This is a genomic window from Erwinia sp. B116, from assembly GCF_002865965.1.
In the GTDB taxonomy this organism is placed as follows: domain Bacteria; phylum Pseudomonadota; class Gammaproteobacteria; order Enterobacterales; family Enterobacteriaceae; genus Erwinia.
Genome location: NZ_JRZZ01000012.1, coordinates 87022 through 111423, shown reverse-complemented (window position 1 = coordinate 111423; position 24402 = coordinate 87022). Strand labels below are relative to the sequence as shown.

Below are 24402 nucleotides of genomic sequence, written 5' to 3'. Positions count from 1 at the left end.
TAGGTTTTAGCCAGAACGGTGGTGATAGCAGCAGTCAGGGTAGTTTTACCGTGGTCAACGTGGCCGATAGTACCTACGTTGACGTGCGGTTTGGAACGTTCAAATTTCTCTTTAGCCACGACTATATTCCTTACTTTAATGCTCTCACCCTTTGGTGAGAGCATAGGATCAATATTTTAAAACTGTAGCTTATTTGCTACGAGCTTCAATAACGGCCTGAGCGACGTTGTTCGGCGCATCATCGTACTTCAGGAACTCCATAGAGTATGAAGCACGGCCTTTAGTCAGAGAACGCAGCTGAGTCGCGTATCCGAACATTTCGGACAGCGGAACTTCAGCGTGGATCTGAACGCCAGTAGCGTTAGATTCCTGTCCTTTGAGCATACCACGACGACGGCTAAGGTCACCGATAACGTCACCGGTGTTCTCTTCCGGAGTCTCTACTTCAACCTTCATGATCGGCTCAAGCAGTACCGGAGTTGCTTTCTTGAAGCCGTCTTTGAACGCGATAGAAGCCGCCAGTTTAAATGCCAGCTCAGAGGAGTCAACGTCATGGTAAGAACCGAAGTGCAGACGAACGCCCAGATCAACCACCGGATAACCCGCCAGAGGACCTGACTTCAGCTGCTCCTGGATACCTTTATCAACCGCAGGGATGAAATCACCAGGGATTACACCACCTTTGATGTCGTTGATGAACTCGTAACCTTTAGGGTTAGAGCCCGGCTCCAGTGGGTACATGTCGATAACAACATGACCGTACTGACCACGACCACCAGACTGCTTGGCGTGTTTACCTTCGATATCGGTAACTTTCGCGCGAATCGCTTCACGGTAAGCAACCTGAGGTTTACCGACGTTCGCTTCAACGTTGAATTCACGCTTCATGCGGTCAACGATGATGTCGAGGTGCAGCTCACCCATACCAGCGATGATGGTCTGGTTGGTTTCTTCATCAGTCCAAACGCGGAACGATGGATCTTCCTTCGCCAGACGACCCAGAGCCAGACCCATTTTTTCCTGGTCAGCTTTGGTTTTCGGCTCAACGGCGATGGAGATTACCGGCTCAGGGAATTCCATACGCTCAAGAATGATCACGTTGTCCGGATCACACAGGGTGTCACCCGTGGTCACATCTTTCAGGCCGATCGCCGCTGCGATGTCGCCCGCACGAACTTCTTTGATCTCTTCACGCTTGTTAGCGTGCATCTGAACAATACGGCCCAGACGCTCACGGTTTGACTTAACCGGGTTGAACACGGTATCGCCCGTGTTAACCACACCGGAGTAAACGCGGAAGAAGGTCAGGTTACCTACAAACGGGTCGGTAGCGATTTTGAACGCCAGAGCAGCAAACGGCTCGTTGTCGTCTGAGTGACGAACAGCCGGAGTGTCTTTGCCATCGTCTAACATACCGTTAATCGCGGTAACGTCAGTCGGTGCTGGCAGATATTCAACAACCGCATCCAGCATCGCCTGAACACCTTTGTTCTTAAATGCAGAACCACAGGTGACCAGAATGATTTCGCTGTTCAGAACGCGCTTACGCAGAGAAGTTTTGATCTCTTCTTCAGTCAGCTCTTCGCCGCCAAAGAATTTCTCCATCAGCTCATCAGAGCCTTCAGCTGCGGCTTCAACCAGCTTCGCATGCCATTCTTCTGCCAGTTCCTGCATATCAGCTGGGATCTCTTCGTATTCGAAGGTCACGCCCTGATCGGCTTCGTTCCAGTTGATCGCTTTCATTTTCACCAGGTCAACAACCCCGGTGAATTTTTCTTCAGCGCCGATAGCCAGCTGCAATGGCACCGGGTTTGCACCCAGGCGTTTTTGCATCTGATCAACAACTTTCAGGAAGTTTGCACCCATGCGGTCCATTTTATTAACGAACGCGATGCGTGGAACTTTATATTTGTTAGCCTGACGCCATACGGTTTCAGACTGTGGCTGAACGCCACCAACTGCACAGTAAACCATTACTGCGCCATCAAGCACACGCATAGAACGCTCAACTTCGATGGTGAAGTCAACGTGTCCCGGGGTGTCGATGATGTTCACGTGGTGCGGCTCAAACTGTTTAGCCATACCAGACCAGTAACAGGTGGTCGCAGCGGATGTGATGGTAATACCACGTTCCTGTTCCTGCTCCATCCAGTCCATGGTTGCTGCGCCGTCATGTACTTCACCGATTTTGTGGTTTACACCGGTGTAGAACAGAACGCGTTCGGTAGTTGTGGTCTTACCGGCGTCGATGTGCGCACTGATACCGATGTTACGGTAGCGCTCAATGGGTGTTTTACGAGCCATTTGATTCCTCTGATTCTCGGACGTTCTAAGTTAGTAAATCCCAGCGGGTTGGCTACTTGAACGCCCGCTGGGTTAATAACAACTACAGAGCTGTTACCAGCGGTAGTGAGCGAACGCCTTGTTGGCATCGGCCATACGGTGAACGTCTTCACGTTTCTTAACTGCAGTACCTTTGTTGTCTGCAGCATCAGAAAGTTCGTTCGCCAGGCGCAGAGCCATAGATTTATCACCGCGTTTACGAGCAGCTTCAACGATCCAGCGCATTGCCAGGGCATTACGACGAACCGGACGAACTTCAACCGGAACCTGATAAGTAGAACCACCAACGCGACGGGATTTAACTTCCACGGTTGGGCGGACGTTGTCCAGGGCTACTTCAAAAGCTTCCAGTGCGTTTTTACCAGAACGCTGAGCCAGGGTCTCCAGCGCGGTATAAACGATTGTTTCAGCGGTAGATTTTTTACCATCTACCATCAGGATATTTACAAATTTAGCCAGCAGATCAGATCCGAACTTAGGATCTGGCAGAATTTTACGCTGACCAATGACGCGACGACGTGGCATGGAAATACTCCGTTGTTAATTCAGGATTGTCCAAAACTCTACGAGTTTATTTTGACATTTAAGTTAAAACGTTTGGCCTTACTTAACGGAGAACCATTAAGCCTTTGGCTTCTTCACGCCGTACTTGGAGCGGGCCTGCTTACGGTCTTTAACACCTGAGCAGTCCAGCGCGCCACGAACGGTGTGGTAACGCACACCTGGCAAGTCTTTAACACGACCGCCACGGATCAGGATCACGGAGTGTTCCTGCAGGTTATGACCTTCACCGCCGATGTAGGAGGTAACTTCAAAACCGTTAGTCAAACGAACACGGCATACTTTACGCAGTGCGGAGTTCGGTTTTTTCGGGGTAGTAGTGTATACACGAGTACATACACCACGTTTCTGCGGGCAGGCTTCCAGCGCAGGCACGTTGCTTTTAGCAACCTTGCTTGAGCGTGGTTTGCGAACCAGCTGATTAACTGTTGCCATTAAATAGCTCCTGGAATTTAGCTTTTGCTTCGTAAACACGTAATAAATCGCCTCGCAGAATCACGAGGCCGCGGAATTTTAGAGCTGAGCTTAAAAGGTGTCAAGAAATAACCAGGATTACCGCATTTACCAGGTCATTTGTTGCGGATGTTTGACCGTCAGCCTGACGAAGTCAGTATAGCCTACCTGCATCACACTGGTCGAAATTTGAGCAGAAAGCCCACGCGCCTCCACATCGTCCTTCAGCACGTAGATCGATATGGGGGCAAGCTGTAGCGATTCAAGCGCCTGACTGCCTGCCAGGGCCGCCAGCACCCCATCCTGCAGCAGTAGCAGATCGTCGCCAGCGGCCAGCAGACGCTGTAACGCCGGCAGATCGCAGTGGAACGGTGAACTCATTAACGTATGGAGCATGGTGACCTCAGAAGACCAGTACGCGGTCGTACTGGTGCAGCAGCTCGCTCAGTTCGGCCGGAGACAGAACCTCGGCGTCCAGCACCCGCGGCAGCGTTTCGCTCAGACCACGCTCCGCCAGCGCCGCCGCACACAGGTAGCAGCGGTCGACGTCGTACAACGGCAACACGCCAAAGGTGGCGATGTAGTTACGCGCCAGAATCTGCCCGGGCCGCTGGCCGCTGGTCAACTGCAGCACGCCGTCGCTGACAAAGAACAGCGCAATCTCGTCGCTCAGCGCTGAGGTGGCCAGCGCGGCGTCCAGCCCTTCCCGCCCGCCGCTGGAGCCGTGCGGCGCATGGCTGAAGACAAAAGCGATGCGTTTCATCAGAACTGTACCATCCGCTCACAGCCGAGCAGCGCTTCTGCCAGCGCCCCCAGGCCGGTTAACTGAAAGCCCGCGGCAAGGTTGGCCGTGGGCAGCCCCAGCGCCAACGCTTCACGCTCGTCGCTGATGCCCCGGCGCAGAGCCGCCGCCACGCAAATGTTCAGCGCCACCCCGTGTTGCTGATGCAGCTGCTGCCACTGGCGCGTTAAATCACACTCATCGCTGGCGGGAGCGTTCAGCAGGCTGGCGTTCAGCACCCCCTCCCGATAGAAGAAGATACTCTCCAACGCGTGCCCCTGCTCCAGCAGCGCACGGGCAAACAGCAGCGCGCTGCTGGCATGCTGGGTGCCGTAGGCTGGGCCGGTCACCATCAGGCTGAAGCGCACTACTTGTCCTGACCGTGGAAGTCGCCGTTCTTAAACTGACGGATGTAGAGATAAACCGTATGTTTAGAGATGTTCAGGCGGTCCGCCACCTGATTGATCGCGTCTTTAATGTCGAAAATTCCCTTCTCATACATGTTCAACACGATCTGCCGGTTCTTGGCGTTGTTAGAGACGTTGCGATCGGTACTGACTTCCTCAATGGTGAACTCCAGCGTCTGCATCACCAGGTCTTCCACCGATGAGGCAAAGTTAACCGAAGAGGCCACTTCCTGCGTCTCCGGCGGCATAAAGGTCGCCATGATCTGCGAGAACGGCACGTCGAGGTTCATGTTGATGCACAGCAGCCCCACCACCCGCTTGTCACGATTGCGGATAGCGATGGTCACTGACTTCATCAGCACGCCGCTTTTGGCACGGGTAAAATAGGCTTTAGAGACGTTGCTGTCGGCACCGGTCATATCATGCAGCATGCGCAACGCCAGATCGGTGATAGGAGAACCAATTTTTCGCCCGGTATGTTCACCGTTAGCGATCCTCACCGCAGAGCATTTCAAATCTTCCAGCGAATGCAGCACAATTTCGCAATGCGAACCTATCAGCATCGCCAGACCGTCAACCACGGCCTCATAAGATTTTAAAATTTCGAAGTCACCGGGCAGGAAAGGACGCTGCTCAAGCAGATCCGAATCCGCAACATCACCGGAAAACAGGGAATTAGACATTGACGACACCACCCTCTGACAAGAGCCTGTCACACGGCGCAAGGGCAGACTCATTCTTAGTTATAATGCGCGCTGGCTAGTCTAGCAAATATGGGAAAGCCGTGTCCCGACCTTTCCACGGAAATTGCACGGGTTAAAAGCCAGTGGAAACAGGAATTAATCGCAGGCGGGAGCACCGCCACCCGCAGGTGGCGGTGATACAATTACTGCGCTTTGGCTTTATCAGCCGCTGCTGCTGCAGGCTGTTCTGCTTTCTCGTCGGCTTTAGCGGCCGGTTTGATGTCCAGCAGCTCAACCTCGAATACCAGCGTAGAGTTAGCCGGAATGCCCGGAACGCCATTCTGGCCGTAGGCCAGCGCCGGTGGGATCACCAGCTTGATTTTGCCACCCTTCTTGACCTGCTTCAGGCCTTCGGTCCAGCCTGGGATCACGCCGTCCAGACGGAATGACAGTGGCTCGCCGCGGGTGTAAGAGTTATCGAACTCGGTGCCGTCAACCAGGGTACCTTTGTAGTTCACCACCACGGTATCGCTGTCTTTCGGTGACTCACCGGCACCCGCTTTCTCTACCAGGTAGAGCAGGCCGGATTCCGTTTTCTTCACGTCCTTCTCTTTGGCGAATTTCGCTGCGTAAGCCTCACCTTTAGCGGTGTTCTCTTTCGCGTCTTTCTCCATCTTGGCCTGAGCGGCACCTTTCACACGGCCTTCAAAGGACTGCAGGGTCTGCTCGATTTCCTGGTCAGTCAGCTTGCTTTTACCCGCAAACGCATCCTGAACGCCGGCAATCAGCTGGTTTTTATCCAGAGCGATGCCCAGTTTTTCCTGCTCCTTCAGGGAGTTCTCCATGTAGCGGCCCAGAGAAGCACCCAGCGCATAAGCCGACTGCTGGTCATCGTTCTTGAACGCCGCGTTTTTTGGCGCCTGCTGAGCAGCAGGAGCCGCAGCAGCGTCGGCAGCGATGGCCAGCGGTGCGGTGAACGCCGCAGCCAGAGTGGTAGCTAATAAAGTAACTTTAAACAGTGATTTCATCCATTTCTCCAAAACCGAAGCATCTCACCCCGGGGAATCGTTGGCAGACCGGCGGTCTGTGCTGTAACGGGTCTCAGGGGCGCTCCCCTGCATAAAACTAAAGTTAACTTCCGACCGCGTGATTGCCCGAAAGTTTCACCACCTTCAGTGGCGTCAGCGGTACGACTTTTCAACCTCTGGCGGCCAATCTACGTCATTTTACCTGTTTTCGCCTGCCTTTTACCCTTAGAATCGGACAATTCGCGCCGAGAAAGCGCCGCAGGTAGTAACAGGAGGAAACATAATGCAACAATCATGGCTGGAAGAGCGGCTGGAGCGGCTGGAAAGCAAACTGGCGTTTCAGGATCACACTATCGATGAACTCAACGAAACGGTGGTTCAGCATCAGCTGGAGATGGCCCGCCTGCGCGAACAGATGCGCCTGCTAACCGATAAATTAAAGGAAGCAGCGCCATCCCTCATTGCCTCACAATCCGAAGAAACCCCTCCTCCGCATTACTAATGTTCAGAATGGCTGCGCAGAGCTGCTGCTGCAGGATCGGATGCCAGGCGTATCGGACGCATCGCTGGCAGAAGCCGCTGTCGGTTCGGGTGACCGGCGTATCAGGTGCATCGCTGGCAGAAGTCGCTGCCGGTTCGCGAGCCTGGCTTATCGGGTATATCCGGAACGCGGACACGCTGTAAATACGTCCCTGTACGCTCGGCGCCGGCCATCCATGGCCGTCGACGGTCCGCTAACCCGGATATACCCGATTGCCCGAAAGTTCTGAGGTTGCTGCTACAGTCCGGCGCAGACATAGAGCCCGCCGCAATACCCGCTGACGATGTGCAGACCACCCAGAATCTGAAACGATGGGAGCCTGTACACGAAGCAACCAAAAAAAAGGCCACGCATCTGCGTGACCTCTTTGACAGATATTCCGATTATTTCGTGCTGCAGGAAGGCGGTAAACGCACCCGCAGCGCGAAAGACGACGGAAGATCAGTGGCTGCAGCCGCAGCCGCCGGTACCACAACCACCTTCGTGGTCATGGTCGTGGTCGTGGTGATGACCGTGCTCGCCGTGAACGTGGCCGTGGGCCAGCTCTTCCTCGGTCGCTTCACGCACCGCAACGACTTCCACGTTGAAGCTCAGGTTCTGACCGGCCAGCATGTGGTTACCGTCAACCACCACGTGCTCGTCTTCCACTTCGGTAATTTCAACCGGCACCGGGCCCTGATCGGTTTCCGCCATAAAGCGCATGCCAACCTGCAGTTCGTCCACGCCCATAAAGACGTCTTTCGGTACGCGCTGCACCAGGTTGTCATCGAACTGGCCGTAAGCGTCGTTAGCTTCGATCTTAACGTCAAACTTGTCGCCTGGCTCGCGATTTTCCAGCGCTTTTTCCAGGCCGGAGATCAGGGAACCGTGACCGTGCAGGTAATCCAGCGGTGCACTCACCGGGGATTCATCAACCAACACACCGTCTTCTGTACGTACCTGGTATGCCAGGCTGACCACGAGGTCTTTTGCTACTTTCATGATGACTCCTAAAACCGTTGAGAGCGTGAATTCGTATTCCCGCTGGTTTTAACCTTCAGCGGGAGGACTCTAAGTGGCGGCAATTGTATCGAATTTCAACCGCGGCTGTACCCTTAAGCATAAAAAAAGCGGGGCGATCGCGCTACTCCGGGTGAAAAATGCCGATGACCTGTTCGTTTTCACGCACCTCTTTACGCACCTGTTTGTCCGCCTCGCGCATCTGATGCCCACACTTAACGCACTCAACCACATCGACATTATTCTCGCGCCACAGCGCCAGGGTATCTTTCTGCTGGCACTTCGGACAGGTGGCCCCAGCGATAAAACGTTTACGCATAATCATCTCGTTGAGTTCGTGGTTAATGCTGCTCATCCCAGCCGTCATACTGACTTTTTTCGTATTTCATCTCGGTGCGGAAGATATCTTCCAGCTCGCGCCGCGCTTCTTTCACGCGGGAGATCTGCACGCTGTCGTCGTGGCTCGGCATCAGCTCACGCAGCATGCGCATATCCAGCCGGCGAAAGTGCTGTTGCGCACGGTGCGCCTGGTGCGGGTGCATGCCGACGGAGATCAGCGACTTGCGGCCCAGCTCCAGCGCGCTGCTGAAGGTTTCACGCGAGAACTGGGTCACGCCGGCCTGCAACAGTTCGTGTGCCTCCACGCGGCCGCGGGCGCGGGCGAGGATCGCCAGATGCGGGAAGTGCTGCTGGCACAGGTGCACGATATGCATCGAGTCTTCCGGATCGTTGCAGGTTATCACGATCGACTGCGCGGTTTCTGCCCCGGCGGCGCGTAACAGCTCCAGCTCGGTGGCATCGCCGTAATAGACCTTGTAGCCATATTTACGCATCAGGCTGACCGCGCTGATATCGCGCTCCAGCACGGTGACCCGCTTGTCATTCGCCATCAGCAGACGCCCCACCACCTGACCAAAGCGGCCGAAGCCGACCACGATCACCTGCGGCTTATCGTCCTCGACAAAGTGTTTCTCCGCGCTCTCATCGGGCTCGTTGAAACGCCGTTCAAGAATTTTATCCACGCCCTGCATCAGCAACGGCGTCGTCATCATCGACAGCGTGACCGTCACCAGCAGCAGCGGCATCTGATCGCCGCTAAACAGCTTCGCCGACGACGCCGCGGAGAACAGCACAAAGGCAAACTCCCCGCCCTGGCTCAGCACGCCGGAGAACTGCAGACGTTCAGAACTGCGCAGGCCGTAGATCCGCGCCAGCAGGTAAAGCACGCCGGTTTTTACCGCCACCAGGCCGACCACGCCGATCAGGATCTCAATGATATGGGTATAGAGCACGCCCAGGTTAAGCGCCATCCCGACCGAGATGAAGAACAGCCCCAGCAGCAGCCCTTTAAACGGGTCGATCGCCGTCTCCAGCTCGTGACGGTACTCACTCTCCGCCAGCAGGATCCCGGCGATAAAGGTGCCCAGCGCCATCGACAGCCCCAGCGCGTCCATAAACAGCGCCGAGCCCAGCACCAGCAGCAGCGACGCGGCGGTAAACACTTCCCGCACGCCGGAGGCAGCGATAAAGCGGAAGATCGGCCGCAGCAGATAGCGCCCGCCGACCAGCATGCCGGCAAACGCCAGCACCTTCATGCCCACCTTCATCCAGTCGGTATGACCGCTGTCGCCGCCGGCCAGCAGCGGCACCAGCGCCAGTGCCGGGATCACCGCCAGGTCCTGGAACAGCAGCACCGAGAAGCCGAGCTGACCGGATTCGCTGCGGTTCATGCCTTTGTCACGCATCAGCTGCAGCGCCATGGCGGTGGAGGACATCGCCAGGCCGATACCGCCAATCAGCGCCGCCTGCCAGGAGAAGTCGGTCAGGTAGAGCAGGCCGCCAAGGATTGCGGCGCTCAGAATCACCTGCGCGGCACCGACGCCGAAGATCGAGCGCCGCAGTTGCCACAGCTTAGACGGGTTCAGCTCCAGCCCGATGATAAACATCAGAAACACCACGCCCAGCTCGGAGAAGTGCAGGATCTCATCCACGTCACTGATAAAACCGAGTCCCCACGGGCCGATGGCGATCCCCGCCAGCAGATAGCCGAGCACCGCGCCAATACCGAGCCGGGCGGCGATCGGTACCGCAATCACCGCGGCAAACAGATAAACCACTCCCGCGGTCAGGAGGCTTTGACCTTCCATTTACACTCCTCCATAGGGCAGCGGATTGCCCAGCCAGTCGCCGTAGGCGCGGGCATAATTTTGCATCACGTCAGCCGTCTGGCGACGCGCCCAGTAAATAATCATCGGCGTCATCCAGTGCATGCGGCACATCTGCGCGGTCAGTTCAAAGGGCCGCATAATGTCTGACATCGGGTAACGGTTCAGCCCTTCCTGGTGGTAGGCGGCCTCCGGCTCTCCGGTGGTGATCACGCTGCGCCAGTATTTACCCTCCAGCACGTTGCCACCGGGGCCGCTGGCAAAGCCGCGCGACAGCACGCGGTCCAGCCACTCTTTCAGCAGAGCAGGGCAGCTGTAGGTATAAAGCGGATGTTGAAAAACGATAATCTGATGTTCGCGCAGCAGCTGTTGCTCGCGGTGAATATCAATAAAAAAATCCGGATACTCTGCGTACAGGTCATGGACCGTCACATGTTCCAGGCGCCGGGCCGGTTGTAGCAAAACGCGATTGGCAATCGAGTCCTGTGACTCCGGATGGGCATACAACAGCAGGACCTTAGGCGGCTGCGACATCATTCCCCTCCAAATCGTCGTCACGGCAGGCGAAATCCGCTACCATGCTCGACGCAACGGAATCAGTGATTCCGGAAACTTATTTATGATGGATTAATTTAACATATTATGGACTAACGGCGCTTATGATTGTCTTCTCCTCGTTACAAATACGTCGCGGCGTGCGCGTCCTGCTGGATAACGCCACCGCGACCATCAACCCCGGCCAGAAAGTGGGCCTGGTGGGCAAAAACGGCTGCGGCAAATCCACCCTGCTGTCCCTGCTGAAAAACGAGATAAGCGCCGATGCCGGCAGCTTCAGCTATCCCGGCAGCTGGTCGCTGGCCTGGGTCAACCAGGAAACGCCGGCGCTGGATATGCCCGCCGTTGAGTATGTTATCGACGGCGACCGCGAATTTCGTCAGCTGCAGTCTGAATTAGATCGCGCGAATGAAATTAACGACGGCCACGCTATCGCCACGCTGCACGGCAAGCTGGATGCCATTCAGGCATGGACCATACAGTCCCGCGCCGCCAGCCTGCTAAGCGGATTGGGCTTTAGCCAGGAACAACTGCAGCGCCCGGTCAGCGATTTCTCCGGCGGCTGGCGCATGCGCCTCAACCTGGCCCAGGCGCTGATCTGCCGCTCCGATCTGCTGCTGCTCGATGAACCGACCAACCACCTCGACCTTGACGCGGTGATCTGGCTGGAACGCTGGCTGAAAAGCTACAGCGGCACGCTGATCCTTATCTCGCACGACCGCGACTTCCTCGACCCGGTGGTCGATAAGATCCTGCATATTGAACAGCAGAGCATCTTCGAATACACCGGCAACTACAGCTCGTTTGAGATCCAGCGCGCCACCAAACTGGCGCAGCAGCAGTCGATGTTTGAACACCAGCAGCAGAAGGTGGCGCATCTGCAGAGTTTTATCGACCGCTTCAAGGCCAAGGCCACCAAGGCCAAGCAGGCGCAGAGCCGCATCAAAATGCTCGAACGCATGGAGCTGATTGCCCCGGCGCACGTCGATAACCCGTTTACCTTCAGCTTCCGCGAGCCGGAAAGCCTGCCGAACCCGCTGCTGAAGATGGAGAAGGTCAGCGCCGGCTACGGCGATAAAAAGATCCTTAACTCGATCAAGCTGAACCTGGTGCCGGGTTCGCGCATCGGGCTGCTCGGGCGTAACGGCGCCGGTAAGTCGACGCTGATCAAGCTGCTGGCCGGTGAACTGGCTCCGCAGGCCGGTGAGATCGGCCTGGCGAAGGGTATTAAGCTCGGTTACTTTGCCCAGCATCAGCTGGAGTTCCTGCGCGCCGACGAATCACCGCTGCAGCACCTGGCCCGGCTGGCGCCTAAAATTCTGGAACAGCAGCTACGCGACTACCTCGGCGGCTTTGGTTTCCAGGGCGACAAAGTGACGGAGCAGACCCAGCGCTTCTCAGGCGGCGAGAAAGCGCGGCTGGTGCTGGCGCTGATCGTCTGGCAGCGTCCTAACCTGCTGCTGCTCGACGAACCGACCAACCACCTGGATCTGGATATGCGCCAGGCGCTGACCGAAGCGCTGATCGACTACGAAGGCGCGCTGGTGGTGGTATCGCACGATCGCCACCTGCTGCGTTCCACCACCGACGACCTTTACCTGGTGCACGATGGCAAGGTCGAACCCTTCGACGGCGATCTGGAAGATTACCAGCAGTGGCTGAGCGACCTGCAGAAGCAGGTTCTGGCCGACGCGTCACCGAAAGCCGAGGGTGCCAACAGCGCCCAGGCGCGTAAGGATCAGAAACGCCGCGATGCCGAACTGCGCACCCAGACCCAGCCGCTGCGCAGGCAGATTGAAAAGCTGGAAAAGCAGATGGAGAAGCACAACGCGCAGCTGGCCGACGCTGAAAACAAGCTGGGCGATACCGCGATTTACGAGCAGAGCCGCAAAACAGACCTGACCGCCGCCCTGCAGCAGCAGGCCAGCGCCAAATCGGCGCTGGAAGAGTGTGAGATGGAATGGCTGGAGGCGCAGGAACAGCTTGAATCAATCATGAACGGCTGAGATAACGGGGGATGACGGCCCGTCGTCCCCCCGCTCCGATCGCCGGGGCGCATCGTTGTGCCGCCCCGCTCAGCGTTCCCGCCTTAATTCCGCCGCCAGCCGCTGGCGCAGCGTGGTCAGATCCTCAACGTTGAGCAGTTTACCGTTCAGGAAGCGGGTTTTCAGCTCTCCCCCCTGTTCCTGCTGCCAGCTCTGGCCATCCAGCAGACGATAGTTCCCTTGCCGGTCTTTTTCTACCCGCAGCAGGCCACGCGCGGAGTTTTTCAGGCCATTATCGGTTTTCGGCTGTTTAAAGATCTCCCGCCCCACACCGTTCACTTCCCCATAGGTTGCTTTCATCGCGAAGCCGAAGGTATCACGCGTGTGGTACTGGTAGGTATATGAGCCGACGCCGAACACCACGTTGCTGCTGGCGAAGCCTTTTGCCTCCAGCCGGCTGAGGATCTCGTTCGCCCGTTCCAGCGTAATCGAATCGCCGTAAATCAGGCCGACGTGCGGGTCGAGCACCTTATAGCCTCTGGCATTGACCGTGCCGCCAAAGATCTCCCACAGCACCTCCACCGAGCCTTTCTGCTGCGCGCTGCGCGCAGGGTCGCGATCCTGGTCGTCGCCGCTGCCGCACAGTATTTCGACCGGGTCACCGCTGTCCGGGCGGAACACCAGCCGCCCCTCACGCGCCATGATTTCCGGTTTAAGCTCACGGCTGTACCCGGTCAGCACCTTCCAGTAGTCCCAGGTATCGGACACGATCGAAACCAGCCCGCGCGGATAGAGCTCGGTCAGCAGGCGACGGAAAGTGGCGATCTCGCCCTGCTCCTCGCCCATGCACATTACGCTGTGCTCGGTGGCAGGGATGCTGCCGCCGATAAAGGTGCCTGCCGCCGGACGGTAGTAGCGCTGGGCATAGAGAATCGACGGCAGGCTGTCGGTGCCGGTAAAGCTCAGCAGATGGCCGACGCCGGACTGTGCCGCATCGTGCACCCCGGACATGCCGCGGAACGAAAAGTCATGGCACTGAAAATCAAGGTGCGCCACGTCGTCACAGGTGCGTTCGGCCCAGCGCTGGCAGATCTGGCGATAGTGGTGCGCGACGGTGGCGGTGGTGGAGGATTTCCACAGCTCGGCCGACATCACGCTCTCGAGGTAATTCACCAGCCAGAAGAACTCGCCCAGGGTATTGGTAAGGGTCAGCACCGGCACCTTCATCGGCACTTTGCTGCCTTCGTCCAGGCTTTTGATCTCCAGCGGCAGATAGCCAAGGCGGTGCAGCGCACGGATGTGCTCAACGCTGACGCTGTTCTCCCCGAGGTAGCTGTCCATCAGTTGCTGATACTCCCCCACTACCTGCTCTTCCGGCTGGGCGAAGAACTGCTGGTTAAACAGGTCGACCATAAACCACTGCAAAAATCCCTGCAGACCAAAGAACACCAGCGACTCATCCGCCAGCGGCGACTGAAAATAGCGCTTACCGCGCGGCGTAAAGTTGGAATAAACCCGGTTTGTCCCCTGCGGGTACTGCTCACGGTGCGAGGTTTTGTAACCATCGATAGCCAGAATCGGATTAATTTGCATGGTTTGCTCCTTCACTGCGGTAAATGGTGGCGATATCAACGCGTTCAACGCCTTCCTGCGCCGGTTCAGCGCCGCCCAGCGAAGTGGTGGTCCAGATGCGGTCAATGCCCTGGCTCAGCAGGTGCTCAACGCCTTTACTGAACAGACCGTGGGTAACGTACAGGCTGACCGAGCGCGCGCCGGCGGCCCGCAATACCGCCGCCGAACCGATAAAGGTGCCACCGGCATCGCACAGGTCGTCGGCAATCAGCACGTCCCTGCCCGCCACGTCACCTTTCAGCAGTTCAAAACCGCTCAGCGCACCGCTGGCGATATCGCGATGCTTGCCGAGAATGCCGTACTCAGCTGCCTTCACCTGCTGCGCCAGCGCATGCACCTTTTTCAGCGCGCCGGCGTCCGGGGCAATCAGCATCATGCCCTGCTCAAGGGCGGCCAGCAGCGAACGGCTGTGGATCAGGCAGCGGTGCTGGGGAATGGTGACCATACGGTCAACCACGGCGGCAGCCACGTCGCTGTGCGGATCCAACACCACCACCCGATCAAAGCGCAGCTGATTGAGAAAACCGGCAAACACCCTGAGGGCGAAACTGTCGCCGTCACGCATTGTGCGGTCCTGACGGGCGTAGGGCAGCCACGGCAGCTCAAGCCAGGTCTGACGCAGCAGGCAGCGCTGACGTACCGCGTCGAGCACCTGGGCGACCCGCATCAGGTCATCGAGGGTCTGCATCGCGCTGGCACGCAGCGTCAGGCTTTCCGCCTGTGGATCCAACGGCCCGCTGACGCGCTCCCAGACCGCACCGTCTGGAAAACGTCCGCTTTCCAGCGCCACATCCTGACCATCAAGCGTTAACTGCAGTTTCATCATCACCGACTCCTTTAACTCAATTAATGTCACAGGGACATTTATATAATTGTCCAAGAGACATTAATTGACAAGCGAAAAATCACACTGGCACAAAAATGATGTTTAACCAATTGATTTTAAGAGTGATAAAGTTGTCAGCGCGGGTGGAAAGATTGAATGATGACTCCGCCGCTGGTAATGTGTCCGAGCGACACTTCCTGCAGGTAATGCTATGTCATCAGAACACGAGTATCTGGCGCAGTACGACGCTTCACGCTATCCGTCCCCGATCGTCACCGTCGACAGCGTGCTGTTCAGCCTCTGGCAGCAGCAGCTGTGCGTGCTGCTGGTACAGCGCGCCAGGCATCCGCAGCGCGGCCTCTGGGGGTTACCGGGGGGATTTATCGACCTGCTGCAGGATGGATCCACGCGCGACACCGCGCTACGCAAGCTGCGGGAAAAGACCGGCGTCAATCCGCCGTGGCTCGAGCAGCTGGCCACCTACTCGGGGCCCGACCGAGACCCGCGCGGCTGGAGCCTGACCACGGCGTGGTACGCGCTGATCGCCGCCGAAGCCTGTTCTGCCGGCAGTAACGACGTCAGCGATGCACAGTGGCAGCCGGTGGCCGGGCTGGCACAGCGCAGCGACATCGCCTTTGACCACCAGCAGATCGTTGCCGACGCGCTGCAGCGGCTGCGGCAGAAAACGCTCTACTCCCTGCTGCCGGTGTACTGCCTGCCCGCCGCCTTTACCCTGACCCAGTTACAGGAGGTTACTGAGACGATCCTCGCTCGCCCGGTGCAGCGTAAAAGCCTGATCCGTCGCTTTGACGCCTCAGAGATGTTTGAAGAAACCGGCGAGAGCGTCGCTACCGGTGCCCGTAAGGCGAAGCTTTACCGCCTTAAGCCTGGCGCCGACATTCATCATTTCTCGCGCAACCTGATGAGTGAGGAGTGATCGTACCGGAGCGAGACAAGGCGCAAGGCGCTGAGCGAGCGGAGCATACATCAGTATGTGAGCATCGCGAAGGGCCGCAGCAACGCGGTCGCAGCTCGGTACGGAAGGCAAGTGAAAAAACCGATCGTACCGGAGCGAGACAAGGCGCAAGGCGCTGAGCGAGCGGAGCATACATCAGTATGTGAGCATCGCGAAGGGCCGCAGCAACGCGGTCGCAGCCCGGTACGGACGGTTTTAGAAGGGTTTGTCGCCGAGGATGGTGGCCCGGTGCATGATCCTGCGCGCCGGCAGATAGTCCGCATTGGCATAGTGCTGCGTCACCCGGTTATCCCAGATCGCCACGTCGCCCACCTGCCAGCGCCAGCGCACCTGGAAGTCCGGCTTGGTGATGTGTGCGAACAGGAAGTTCAGCAGCGCGTCACTCTCCTTCTCCTTCACGCCCACCAGCCGCGTGGTAAAACCTTCGTTGACGAACAGCGCCTTTCTGCCGCTCACCGGGTGGGTACGGATCGCCGGATGCACCACCGGCGGGTTCTTCGCCACCGCCTGCTGCCAGCGCTGATGCTCCTCTTCGCTGCCGCGATATTTATACTCCTGAAACGCCTTACGGAAATCGTGCTCGGCCAGCAGGCCGCTGAGCAGGGTTTGCAGCGGCTCAGACAGCGCATCAAACGCCGCGATACCGCTGGCCCACAGCGTATCGCCGCCGGTTTCCGGCAGCTGTTTGGCGGCAAGGATCGCCCCGGCTGGCGGCGTTTCAATAAAGGTCACGTCGGTATGCCAGTTGTCGTTGTCCGGCGGATTATTGTCGTGGGTATCCAGCACGATAATCTCTTCCACGCCCGGCGCATGCGGGTAGACCGGGTGGATATGCAAATCACCGAAGCGCAGCGCCAGCTGGCGCTGCTGCTGCGGCGTCACATGCTGGTCGCGCAGGAACAGCACCTGATGGCGGATCAGCGCGTGATAGAGCTGCTCAAACTGGCCGTCGCTCAGCGGGCGGGTCAGATCGACGTTGCTCACCAGCGCGCCGATATAAGGCCCCAGCGCTTCAATTTTAATACGTTCGTTCATTGCTGTACTCCATGCCAGGGGGTTAAACGACGCTGCAGGGCGCGCAGCCCCAGCTCCAGCGCAAAAGCAATTAAGGCGATTACCGTAATACCGGCCAGCACCACATCAGTGGCCAGGAACTCCCCCGCCGACTGCACCATAAAACCAAGACCACGGGTGGCGGCGATCAGCTCGGCGGCCACCAGCGTTGACCAGCCGACGCCCAGCCCGATGCGTAAACCGGTAAGAATTTCCGGCAGCGCACCGGGCAGCACCACATACCACAGCACCTGCCAGCGGCTGGCACCCAGGGAACGTGCGGCGCGCAGCCGCACCTGCTGGGCGCTTTTCACCCCGGCCACGGCGGACATCGCCACCGGCGCGAAGATCGCCAGATAGATCAGTAATATTTTCGAGGTTTCGCCAATACCGAACCAGATCACCATCAGCGGCAGATAGGCCAGCGGCGGCACCGGACGGTACAGCTCAATCAGCGGGTCGAGAATACCGTGCACGGTCTCGTTCAGGCCCATAAAAATGCCCACCGGCACGCCAATTGCCACTGCGGCCAGCAGGGCAATCAGAATACGCGTCAGGCTGGCCCCCAGATGCTGCCACAGCGTGGCGTCCATAAAGCCTGCCGGGCTGGCAATGGTTAACAGCTTCTGCAGCACCTGCTGCGGCGGCGGTAAGAACAGCGGGCCGATCAGCTGCAGGGCGGTAATCGCCCACCAAACTGCAATAAGCACCGTCAGGGTAGAGAGGCTCAGCGTCAGCTGGCGATTCAGCGGCCAGCGCAGGCGCAAACGACGGCGCGGTGCCACTTTTTCACTGGTCAGGGAACTCATATAAACACCTCGCGCTGATGGAACACCCGGCTGAGCACATATTCACGGCGTTCGATAAACGCCGGATCGGATTTGATCGCCCGGCAGCTTTCACCGGCAGCGTAGCGGCGGCCGAAATCCAGCGCCAGCCGCTCCGCCACCCGGCCGGGGCCTGGCGACAACAGCACCAGCTCACTGGCCAGAAATACCGCTTCTTCAATATCGTGGGTAATTAACAGGATCTGCTTGCCGCTGTCGCGCCACAGGGTCAGCAGCAGCTCCTGCATCTGTTCACGGGTAAACGCATCCAGCGCGCCAAAGGGTTCATCCAGCAGCAGCAGGCGCGGATCGGCCGCCAGCGCGCGGGCAATGCCCACCCGCTGACGCATGCCGCCGGAAAGCTGCCAGACCCAGCGCTTCTCCGCGCCCTCCAGCCCGACCTTTTTCAGCACACGTCGCGCCACCGCATGGCGTTCCGTCCTCTCCACGCCCGCCAGCTGTAAGCCGAAGGCGACGTTATCCAGCACGTTGCGCCACGGCAGAAGCCCTTCATTCTGGAACACCACGCCGCGGTCGGCACCCGGCCCGCGTACCGGCTGGCCGTCCAGCGTGATGCTGCCGCTGTCGGCCGGCAGGAACCCGGCAATCAGGTTGAGCAGCGTGGTTTTGCCACAGCCGGAAGGCCCCAGCACCACCACCAGCTCGCCGTTGCCGATCGACAGATTGATATCCTGCAGCGCAGGCTTGCCCTGATAGCTGGCGTGAAGATGAGAAACGGCAAGCATCGGCAACCTCCGGTTATTTAGTCAGCGGCTGGATAAAGCGGTCGGTAACGAAGCTGCTGTAATCGCTGCCCGCCTGTGGCACCTTGCCCTGCTCTTTCAGGAAGCCAGCGGTATCGACAATCGCTTTGTTCACCGGGCCGTTGAGCTGTTCGATCTGCTGCTGCGCGGTCAGGTAGGTATTACCCTTCACCAGCACCGGCACGTCCTCTTTCGGCACGCCGCTCAGGCGCGCCAGCTTCTCAAGGTTGTCGTCCTGCTTCAGCCACGCATCCGGGTTATCGATATAGGCTTTCTGCGGGGCCAGCGCGCTGCGGGCGAAGGCGGTGACCACCTCAGGATGCTTCTCGGCGAAGTCCTTGCGCACTACCCAGACGTCGAGCGTTGGGGAACCCCATTTGCCCACCTGCGCCGAGTCGGTTAGCACGTTGCCATCCTTCTCCAGCTGATTCACCGCCGGTGACCAGACGTAAGCACCGTCGATATCGCCGCGCTGCCAGGCCGCAATAATCGCCGGCGGCTGCAGATTCACGATCTGCACCTGGCCCGGCTTGATGCCCCAGTGTTTCAGCGAGGCCAGCAGGCTGTAATGGGTGGTGGAGATAAACGGCACCGCGATGCGCTTACCGATCAGCTCTTTCGGGTCCTTAATGCTCTTTTTGACCACCAGCGCCTCGGAGTTGCCGAGCTGGGACGCCAGCAGGAACACCTCGATCGGCACGCCCTGGCTGGCGGCTACCGCCAGCGGGCTGGAGCCGATATTGCCGATCTGCACGTCGCCGGAGGCCAGCGCGCGCACCACGCTGGCGCCGCTGTCAAACTTACGCCAGTCGACCTTTGCCCCGCTCTCTTTGGCAAACGTGCCGTCGGCCTGCGCCACTTTGGCCGGTTCTGCTGAGGTCTGATAAGCGATGGTGACATCCACCGCCTGAACGCTGAGTGCCGTCAGCGACAGTGCCGCTGCTAAAATTGAAAGTGAAAATTTACCCGCCATAGCCCGCTCCGAAAATTATTGTTATGGGTGAACCCCTCCTTTGTAACCGGGCGGCACTATCGTAATAAAGTAATTAAAAATTCTCTGTTATACCGAAATCTGCTTAGAAAAAAGACAGCAATTCAATGCAAAAAAGCGGGATTAGCCGGTGTTATAAACCGTGTACGGCCTCATTACGTTCAGGCTGGTCGCTGTGGATTCAGGTGCCCGGCGTATCGGGTCTGTCCGAAAGTGCTGATGTCGCTGTTTCAGTCCGCACCCGGCAGACGACACCGAATCTGAGGCGATGGGAGCCTGTACAGGGAGTAAAGCGTCACGGCACAGGGAGTTGCCGTGCCGGGCTGTCACGGATGACGCTTTTTGCGTCTTGACGGAGTGGACAGGCTCCCTGAGCCAGTAGCCGGAGTGACAGGCGACCAGCCCCCAGCCCTCAGCGCCAGATCAGCAGCACACAGGCGGCGGTGAGCAGCCCCATCGCCACGTTGAACAGGCGCCACGCCCGACGGCTGCGCAGAATGCGGCCGATCAGCGCCCCGAAGCCGATCCAGATAATCCCTGAGACCAGATTCACCAGCGCCATGCCGAAACTGATGGCCAGCACCGAGTGCAGATAGGCCTCCCCCGCCAGGCTGAAGCTGGCTACCGCGCCCAGCGCCATCAGCCAGGCTTTCGGGTTGATCAGCTGCAGCAGCCCGCCCTGCCAGAACGGCATCGGTGTGGCCGGGGCGGCATCGGTGTTCAGCTCTTCATACCCGGCGCTGCCGATTTTCCACGCCAGCCACAGCAGGTAGAGGCTACCGGCAATTTTCAGCAGCAGATGCAGCGCGGGATAGAGCAGGATCAGGCCACCAACGCCAAAGGCCACCATGAGCAGCATCAGCTGCATACCGATCATGATGCCCACCAGCAGCATCAGCGAACGCAGCAAACCAAACCTGGCACCGGAAGCGGTGAGTAACATATTATTAGGGCCCGGCGTGATGGCAGCGACCCAAAGAAAGCCTAACATAGATAAAAACAGACTCAGTTCCATACAACGGGCGCCTCTCACCCACTACCGATCGTTAACCCGATGAAGCTAACAGCGAGCCATGGATTCAACAAGCCCGGACGTTATAAATTTCGCCCCCCGCCCCGGCGAGGCTTTTCACCCGTTGCCGGGCGCGGCCAATCCGCACCTGCAGACGATTCTGCCGCGCCTGCTGCGCCGCCGCATTGCCCTGCGCCCCCACTGGCAGCGCCTGACCCTGCCGGACGGCGATTTTGTCGATCTGGCCTGGAGCGAAGACCCGGCGCAGGCGCGCCACAAACCGCGCGTGGTGCTGTTCCACGGCCTGGAGGGTAGTTTCAACAGCCCCTATGCCCACGGCCTGATGCAGGCATGGCAGGCGCGCGGCTGGCTGGGTGTGGTGATGCATTTTCGCGGCTGCAGCGGTACGCCGAATCGCCTGAACCGCATCTATCATTCCGGCGAAACGGAAGATGCCAGCTTCTTCCTGCGGTGGCTGCGTGAGACGTGGGGCGACGTACCGACCGCCGCGGTAGGCATCTCCCTCGGCGGCAATATGCTGGCCTGCCTGATGGGAAAACAGGGGGACGCGTGTCTGCTGGACGCCGGGGTGGTGGTCTCTGCGCCGCTGATGCTGGAGCCCTGCAGCCGGCGGCTGGAGCAGGGATTTTCCCGCGTCTACCAGCGCTATCTGCTGAACCTGCTGAAGCAGAACGCCCGCCGCAAGCTGCTGGCGTGGCCCGGTACGCTGCCGGTCGATCTGCAACAGCTGGCGTCCCTGCGCCAGCTGCGCGACTTTGATGATGCGATCACCGCCCGCGCTCACGGCTTTGCCGATGCCACCGACTACTATCGCCGCTGCAGCGCCCTGCCGCTGCTGCCCGGCGTGCGTAAACCGCTGCTGATCGTGCACGCCAGCGACGACCCTTTTATGACCCCTGAAGTGATCCCCGACCCCGCACTGCTGCCGGCCTGCGTTGACTATCAGCTGACGCAGCACGGCGGGCATGTCGGATTTGTAGGTGGAACCCTGCGTCAGCCACAGATGTGGCTGGAGCAGCGCATTCCACAGTGGCTTACCCCCTGGCTGGAGCAACGATGATTATTCCCTGGCGCGATCTTAACCCTGAAACCCTTGATAGCCTGCTGGAAGCCTTTGTGCTGCGCGAAGGCACCGACTATGGCGAGCAGGAGCGCACGCTGGCCGAGAAGGTGGACGACGTGCGGCGCCAGCTGGTCAGCGGCGAGGTAGTGCTGATGTGGTCTGAACTGCATGAAACCGTCAATATCATGCCGCGCGGCCAGTTCAGGGAGTGACGATAACGCGCTGGCCGGGTCAGGCGGCGCATGCAGCACTGGTGACATTACCGCGCCAAACGTGATACCAATGCAGCCTGGGTTCGAAGTTTAAGGGAGTTGTCCGTCATGTCAGCCAAACATCCGGTTATCGCCGTCACCGGCTCCAGCGGGGCAGGAACCACCACCACCAGCCTGGCGTTCAGGAAAATATTCCAGCAGCTTAATCTGCGCGCGGCCGAGGTGGAAGGCGACAGCTTTCACCGTTTTACCCGCCCGGAGATGGATATGGCCATCCGTAAGGCACGTGACATGGGGAAACACATCAGCTATTTCGGGCCGGAGGCTAACGATTTCGGCCTGCTGGAGCAGACCTTCGCCGGGTATGGCCGCAGCGGTAAGGGCCAGTCACGCAAGTATCTGCACACCTATGATGAAGCGGTGCCGTGGAACCAGGTGCCGGGCACCTTCACCCCGTGGCAGCCGCTGCCGGAACCGACCGACGTGCTGTTCTATGAGGGGCTGCACGGCGGCGTGGTAACGCCGCAGCACAGCGTGGCAGACCACGTTGACCTGCTGGTGGGCGTGGTGCCGATCGTCAACCTCGAATGGATCCAGAAGCTGGTACGTGACACCAGCGAGCGCGGCCACTCGCGCGAGGCGGTGATGGATTCGGTGGTGCGCTCGATGGAGGACTACATCAACTTTATTACGCCACAGTTCTCGCGCACCCACCTCAACTTCCAGCGGGTGCCGACGGTGGATACCTCCAACCCCTTCGCCGCCCGCGGCATTCCCTCGCTCGACGAGAGTTTTGTGGTGATCCATTTCCAGGGTCTGGAGGATATCGACTTCCCGTATCTGCTCGCCATGCTGCAGGGCTCCTTTATCTCGCATATGAAAACCCTGGTCGTGCCCGGCGGTAAGATGGGCCTGGCGATGGAGCTGATCATGGCACCGCTGGTGCAACGGCTGATCGAAGGTAAAAAAATCGTCTGAGCCCCGCCGTTCGGACGGTGGCCGTCAGGTGCGCCCGTCCATCAGCAGCCGCTGGATAAACCCGATATGCAGCTTCACGCCCAGCGGCAGCACCGCCTCATCAAGGCGGAAGTGGGGGTTATGCAGATTCCAGCAGGCCCCGATTGCCTCGTTGCCCGAACCGACAAACAGGAAGCAGCCGGGCACCACCTGCTGGTAGGCCGAAAAGTCTTCACAGCCGAACATCGGGTGCGGCAGAATTTTCAACGCCTGCTCGCCCAGCTGGGCTCGGACATTCTCTGCAGCGATCTGGCAGGCGTCGCGGTGGTTAACGCCGGTGACGTAGCCGCGCGTCCAGTTCAGCTGGTAGCTGCCGCCAGAGGCCCGGGTCAGGCCCTCCAGCATCTGCTCCATCATCTTAGGGATCTCTTCGCGCGCCTCGCGGCTTAGCGTGCGCAGCGTACCCCTGAGGTGCGCGCTGTCCGGGATCACGTTGTAGCCACCGTCGGCAAGAAAGCTGGCCACGGTCAGCACCGCGCGGTCGTTCGGGTTCAGCCGCCGCGACACCACCTGCTGCAGCGCGTGCACCACCCCCGCCCCCATCACGATCGGATCGCAGCTTTTATCCGGCATCGCCGCGTGCGCGCCGGTGCCCTGCAGGATCAGATCAAAGTTGTCGCTGGCGGCGCTGAACACCCCTTCGGTAAAACCGACGGTGCCGGTGGGAAAACCGGGCATCACGTGCAGGCCGAAGATCGTCTGCACGTCCCGCATCGCCCCCAGTTCCACCAGTTCCTGCGCTCCGCCGGGCGGTACCTCCTCGGCATGCTGGAAAACGAAGCGCACGCGTCCGGCAATCTGCGAGCGCAGCTGGCACAGCACTTTGGCCGCGCCCAACAGCATCGCAGTGTGCGCATCGTGTCCGCAGGCGTGCATCACTCCCGGATGGCGTGAGGTAAACGGCTCCTCGTTCAGCTCCTGGATCGGCAGGGCGTCCATATCCGCGCGTAGCGCAATGCACGGGCCGCTGCGCGCGCCGGTCAGCTCCGCCAGCACGCTGTTCGGCGTCAGCCGCGTCAGGGCCAATGGCCCCATCTTCGCCAGCTCCGCGGCCACGTAGTCGGCCGTCTCCTGCTCGTAAAAGGAGAGATGGGGGTTGGCATGAATATGCCGCCGCCAGGCGACCACCTGCGGTGTGACATCCTCGATCAGTGAAGCAACTGCAGCGTTCATAGTGACTCCTGATGTTGCGGTGAGATAAGCGGCCGCCGGCTGCCGGGCAGCAGCGCCAGCCCGGCAATCACGATCGCGACCATCATAAACAGGAAGCTGGTGAAGTAGTCCCCTCCGCTGGCCGCGACCAGATACCCGATGACGATCGGGCCAATAAACCCGCCGGCCACACCGCAGGCGTTAAGAAAGCCCACCGTGGTGCCCATAATGCGCGGTTCGAAACGTTTCAACGGCAGCGTAAAGGTAAAGACAAAGGTGCAGAAGGTGGCACCGTTGGTGATCATCAGAATGACAATCGTCGCCATCAGCGAGGTGGAAAAATAGATGCCGAGCA

27 protein-coding genes and 1 pseudogene are annotated in these 24402 nt (G+C 59.0%); 6 read left to right on the top strand and 22 right to left on the bottom strand.

The window, feature by feature from the left end; genetic code table 11:
• The 9 genes from NV64_RS11190 to fkpA all read right to left on the bottom strand — a co-directional run.
• Positions 1–119, bottom strand: a 119-nt coding sequence (locus NV64_RS11190; RefSeq protein ID WP_233208967.1) for a GTP-binding protein, incomplete at its 3' end; no start/stop codon positions are given.
• Positions 120–189: 70 nt separating this feature from the next.
• Positions 190–2304, bottom strand: coding sequence for an elongation factor G (gene fusA, locus NV64_RS11185; protein ID WP_056232458.1), 2115 nt, complete (start codon positions 2302–2304; stop codon positions 190–192).
• Positions 2305–2397: 93 nt separating this feature from the next.
• On the bottom strand, positions 2398–2868 hold the full coding sequence (rpsG, locus tag NV64_RS11180) for a 30S ribosomal protein S7 (protein ID WP_056232460.1): 471 nt from the start codon (positions 2866–2868) through the stop codon (positions 2398–2400).
• A 96-nt stretch (positions 2869–2964) separates the two neighbouring features.
• Positions 2965–3339 (bottom strand): 30S ribosomal protein S12, encoded by a 375-nt coding sequence (rpsL, locus tag NV64_RS11175; protein ID WP_056232463.1) that lies wholly within the window; start codon positions 3337–3339, stop codon positions 2965–2967.
• Between the two features lie 126 nt (positions 3340–3465).
• Positions 3466–3753: a sulfurtransferase complex subunit TusB gene (gene tusB, locus NV64_RS11170; RefSeq protein ID WP_056232465.1), complete on the bottom strand. Its 288-nt coding sequence runs from the start codon at positions 3751–3753 to the stop codon at positions 3466–3468.
• A gap of 7 nt (positions 3754–3760) precedes the next feature.
• Positions 3761–4120: a sulfurtransferase complex subunit TusC gene (gene tusC, locus NV64_RS11165; protein ID WP_056232467.1), complete on the bottom strand. Its 360-nt coding sequence runs from the start codon at positions 4118–4120 to the stop codon at positions 3761–3763.
• The gene (gene tusD, locus NV64_RS11160; RefSeq protein WP_101505938.1) at positions 4120–4506 is read right to left on the bottom strand and encodes a sulfurtransferase complex subunit TusD; all 387 of its coding nucleotides are present in this window, start codon (positions 4504–4506) and stop codon (positions 4120–4122) included. Before tusD ends, tusC begins: the two co-directional genes overlap by 1 nt.
• The gene (locus tag NV64_RS11155) at positions 4506–5228 is read right to left on the bottom strand and encodes a transcriptional regulator (RefSeq protein WP_056232471.1); all 723 of its coding nucleotides are present in this window, start codon (positions 5226–5228) and stop codon (positions 4506–4508) included. The genes tusD and NV64_RS11155 overlap by 1 nt, the downstream gene beginning before the upstream one ends.
• Positions 5229–5431: 203 nt before the next feature.
• Positions 5432–6256 (bottom strand): FKBP-type peptidyl-prolyl cis-trans isomerase, encoded by an 825-nt coding sequence (fkpA, locus tag NV64_RS11150; RefSeq protein ID WP_101505937.1) that lies wholly within the window; start codon positions 6254–6256, stop codon positions 5432–5434.
• Between the two features lie 283 nt (positions 6257–6539).
• Here fkpA and NV64_RS11145 point away from each other — a divergent pair, with 283 nt between their 5' ends.
• Positions 6540–6758 (top strand): protein SlyX, encoded by a 219-nt coding sequence (locus NV64_RS11145; protein WP_056232475.1) that lies wholly within the window; start codon positions 6540–6542, stop codon positions 6756–6758.
• A gap of 480 nt (positions 6759–7238) precedes the next feature.
• On the opposite strand, the gene slyD is transcribed toward NV64_RS11145, so the two are convergent.
• The 4 genes from slyD to kefG all read right to left on the bottom strand — a co-directional run bounded on the left by slyD (position 7239) and on the right by kefG (position 10495).
• Complete coding sequence (gene slyD, locus NV64_RS11140; protein ID WP_056232477.1) at positions 7239–7778, bottom strand: peptidylprolyl isomerase; 540 nt, start codon at positions 7776–7778, stop codon at positions 7239–7241.
• Positions 7779–7920: 142 nt separating this feature from the next.
• Positions 7921–8121: a YheV family putative zinc ribbon protein gene (locus tag NV64_RS11135; RefSeq protein WP_056232790.1), complete on the bottom strand. Its 201-nt coding sequence runs from the start codon at positions 8119–8121 to the stop codon at positions 7921–7923.
• 16 nt (positions 8122–8137) lie between these two features.
• Entirely contained in the window at positions 8138–9943 is a 1806-nt protein-coding gene (gene kefB, locus NV64_RS11130; protein ID WP_056232478.1) for a glutathione-regulated potassium-efflux system protein KefB, read from the bottom strand.
• Entirely contained in the window at positions 9944–10495 is a 552-nt protein-coding gene (kefG, locus tag NV64_RS11125) for a glutathione-regulated potassium-efflux system ancillary protein KefG (RefSeq protein WP_056232480.1), read from the bottom strand. It abuts the gene before it with no gap.
• Positions 10496–10620: 125 nt separating this feature from the next.
• On the opposite strand from kefG, the gene NV64_RS11120 reads away from it, so the two are divergent.
• Complete coding sequence (locus tag NV64_RS11120; protein WP_101505936.1) at positions 10621–12522, top strand: ABC transporter ATP-binding protein; 1902 nt, start codon at positions 10621–10623, stop codon at positions 12520–12522.
• 69 nt (positions 12523–12591) lie between these two features.
• Here NV64_RS11120 and NV64_RS11115 read toward each other — a convergent pair whose 3' ends face one another.
• Both NV64_RS11115 and prs read right to left on the bottom strand, forming a co-directional pair.
• Positions 12592–14094, bottom strand: coding sequence for a nicotinate phosphoribosyltransferase (locus tag NV64_RS11115; RefSeq protein ID WP_101505935.1), 1503 nt, complete (start codon positions 14092–14094; stop codon positions 12592–12594).
• Complete coding sequence (gene prs, locus NV64_RS11110) at positions 14084–14959, bottom strand: ribose-phosphate diphosphokinase (RefSeq protein ID WP_101505934.1); 876 nt, start codon at positions 14957–14959, stop codon at positions 14084–14086. Before prs ends, NV64_RS11115 begins: the two co-directional genes overlap by 11 nt.
• Positions 14960–15170: 211 nt before the next feature.
• Here prs and NV64_RS11105 point away from each other — a divergent pair, with 211 nt between their 5' ends.
• On the top strand, positions 15171–15896 hold the full coding sequence (locus NV64_RS11105) for an NUDIX domain-containing protein (RefSeq protein WP_101505933.1): 726 nt from the start codon (positions 15171–15173) through the stop codon (positions 15894–15896).
• Between the two features lie 234 nt (positions 15897–16130).
• On the opposite strand, the gene tauD is transcribed toward NV64_RS11105, so the two are convergent.
• From tauD to NV64_RS11080, 5 genes are all read right to left on the bottom strand, one after another.
• Positions 16131–16970, bottom strand: coding sequence for a taurine dioxygenase (gene tauD / locus NV64_RS11100; protein ID WP_056232491.1), 840 nt, complete (start codon positions 16968–16970; stop codon positions 16131–16133).
• A complete protein-coding gene (gene tauC / locus NV64_RS11095; protein WP_101505932.1) occupies positions 16967–17797 on the bottom strand; it encodes a taurine ABC transporter permease TauC in 831 nt (276 codons plus the stop codon). The genes tauD and tauC overlap by 4 nt, the downstream gene beginning before the upstream one ends.
• The gene (tauB, locus tag NV64_RS11090) at positions 17794–18561 is read right to left on the bottom strand and encodes a taurine ABC transporter ATP-binding subunit (protein WP_056232494.1); all 768 of its coding nucleotides are present in this window, start codon (positions 18559–18561) and stop codon (positions 17794–17796) included. Before tauB ends, tauC begins: the two co-directional genes overlap by 4 nt.
• A 13-nt stretch (positions 18562–18574) precedes the next feature.
• Entirely contained in the window at positions 18575–19552 is a 978-nt protein-coding gene (gene tauA, locus NV64_RS11085) for a taurine ABC transporter substrate-binding protein (RefSeq protein WP_101505931.1), read from the bottom strand.
• A 430-nt stretch (positions 19553–19982) separates the two neighbouring features.
• The gene (locus NV64_RS11080) at positions 19983–20585 is read right to left on the bottom strand and encodes a LysE family translocator (RefSeq protein WP_056232497.1); all 603 of its coding nucleotides are present in this window, start codon (positions 20583–20585) and stop codon (positions 19983–19985) included.
• Positions 20586–20643: 58 nt separating this feature from the next.
• Between NV64_RS11080 and NV64_RS11075 the strand changes: the two genes are divergently transcribed.
• The 3 genes from NV64_RS11075 (at position 20644) to NV64_RS11065 (ending at position 22856) form a co-directional block, all read left to right on the top strand.
• Positions 20644–21663 carry a hydrolase gene (locus tag NV64_RS11075; RefSeq protein WP_056232499.1) on the top strand — a complete coding sequence of 340 codons (1020 nt, stop codon included), beginning with the start codon at positions 20644–20646 and terminating at the stop codon, positions 21661–21663.
• The gene (locus NV64_RS11070; RefSeq protein ID WP_056232501.1) at positions 21660–21878 is read left to right on the top strand and encodes a YheU family protein; all 219 of its coding nucleotides are present in this window, start codon (positions 21660–21662) and stop codon (positions 21876–21878) included. Before NV64_RS11075 ends, NV64_RS11070 begins: the two co-directional genes overlap by 4 nt.
• 108 nt (positions 21879–21986) lie before the next feature.
• Positions 21987–22856, top strand: coding sequence for a phosphoribulokinase (locus NV64_RS11065; RefSeq protein ID WP_101505930.1), 870 nt, complete (start codon positions 21987–21989; stop codon positions 22854–22856).
• Between the two features lie 24 nt (positions 22857–22880).
• Here the strand turns inward: NV64_RS11065 and NV64_RS11060 are convergent, their stop codons facing one another.
• Both NV64_RS11060 and NV64_RS23410 read right to left on the bottom strand, forming a co-directional pair.
• A complete protein-coding gene (locus NV64_RS11060; RefSeq protein WP_101505929.1) occupies positions 22881–24068 on the bottom strand; it encodes an amidohydrolase in 1188 nt (395 codons plus the stop codon).
• Positions 24065–24402: pseudogene (locus tag NV64_RS23410) on the bottom strand (MFS transporter); the annotation flags it as partial. The gene NV64_RS11060 and the pseudogene NV64_RS23410, both read right to left, overlap by 4 nt.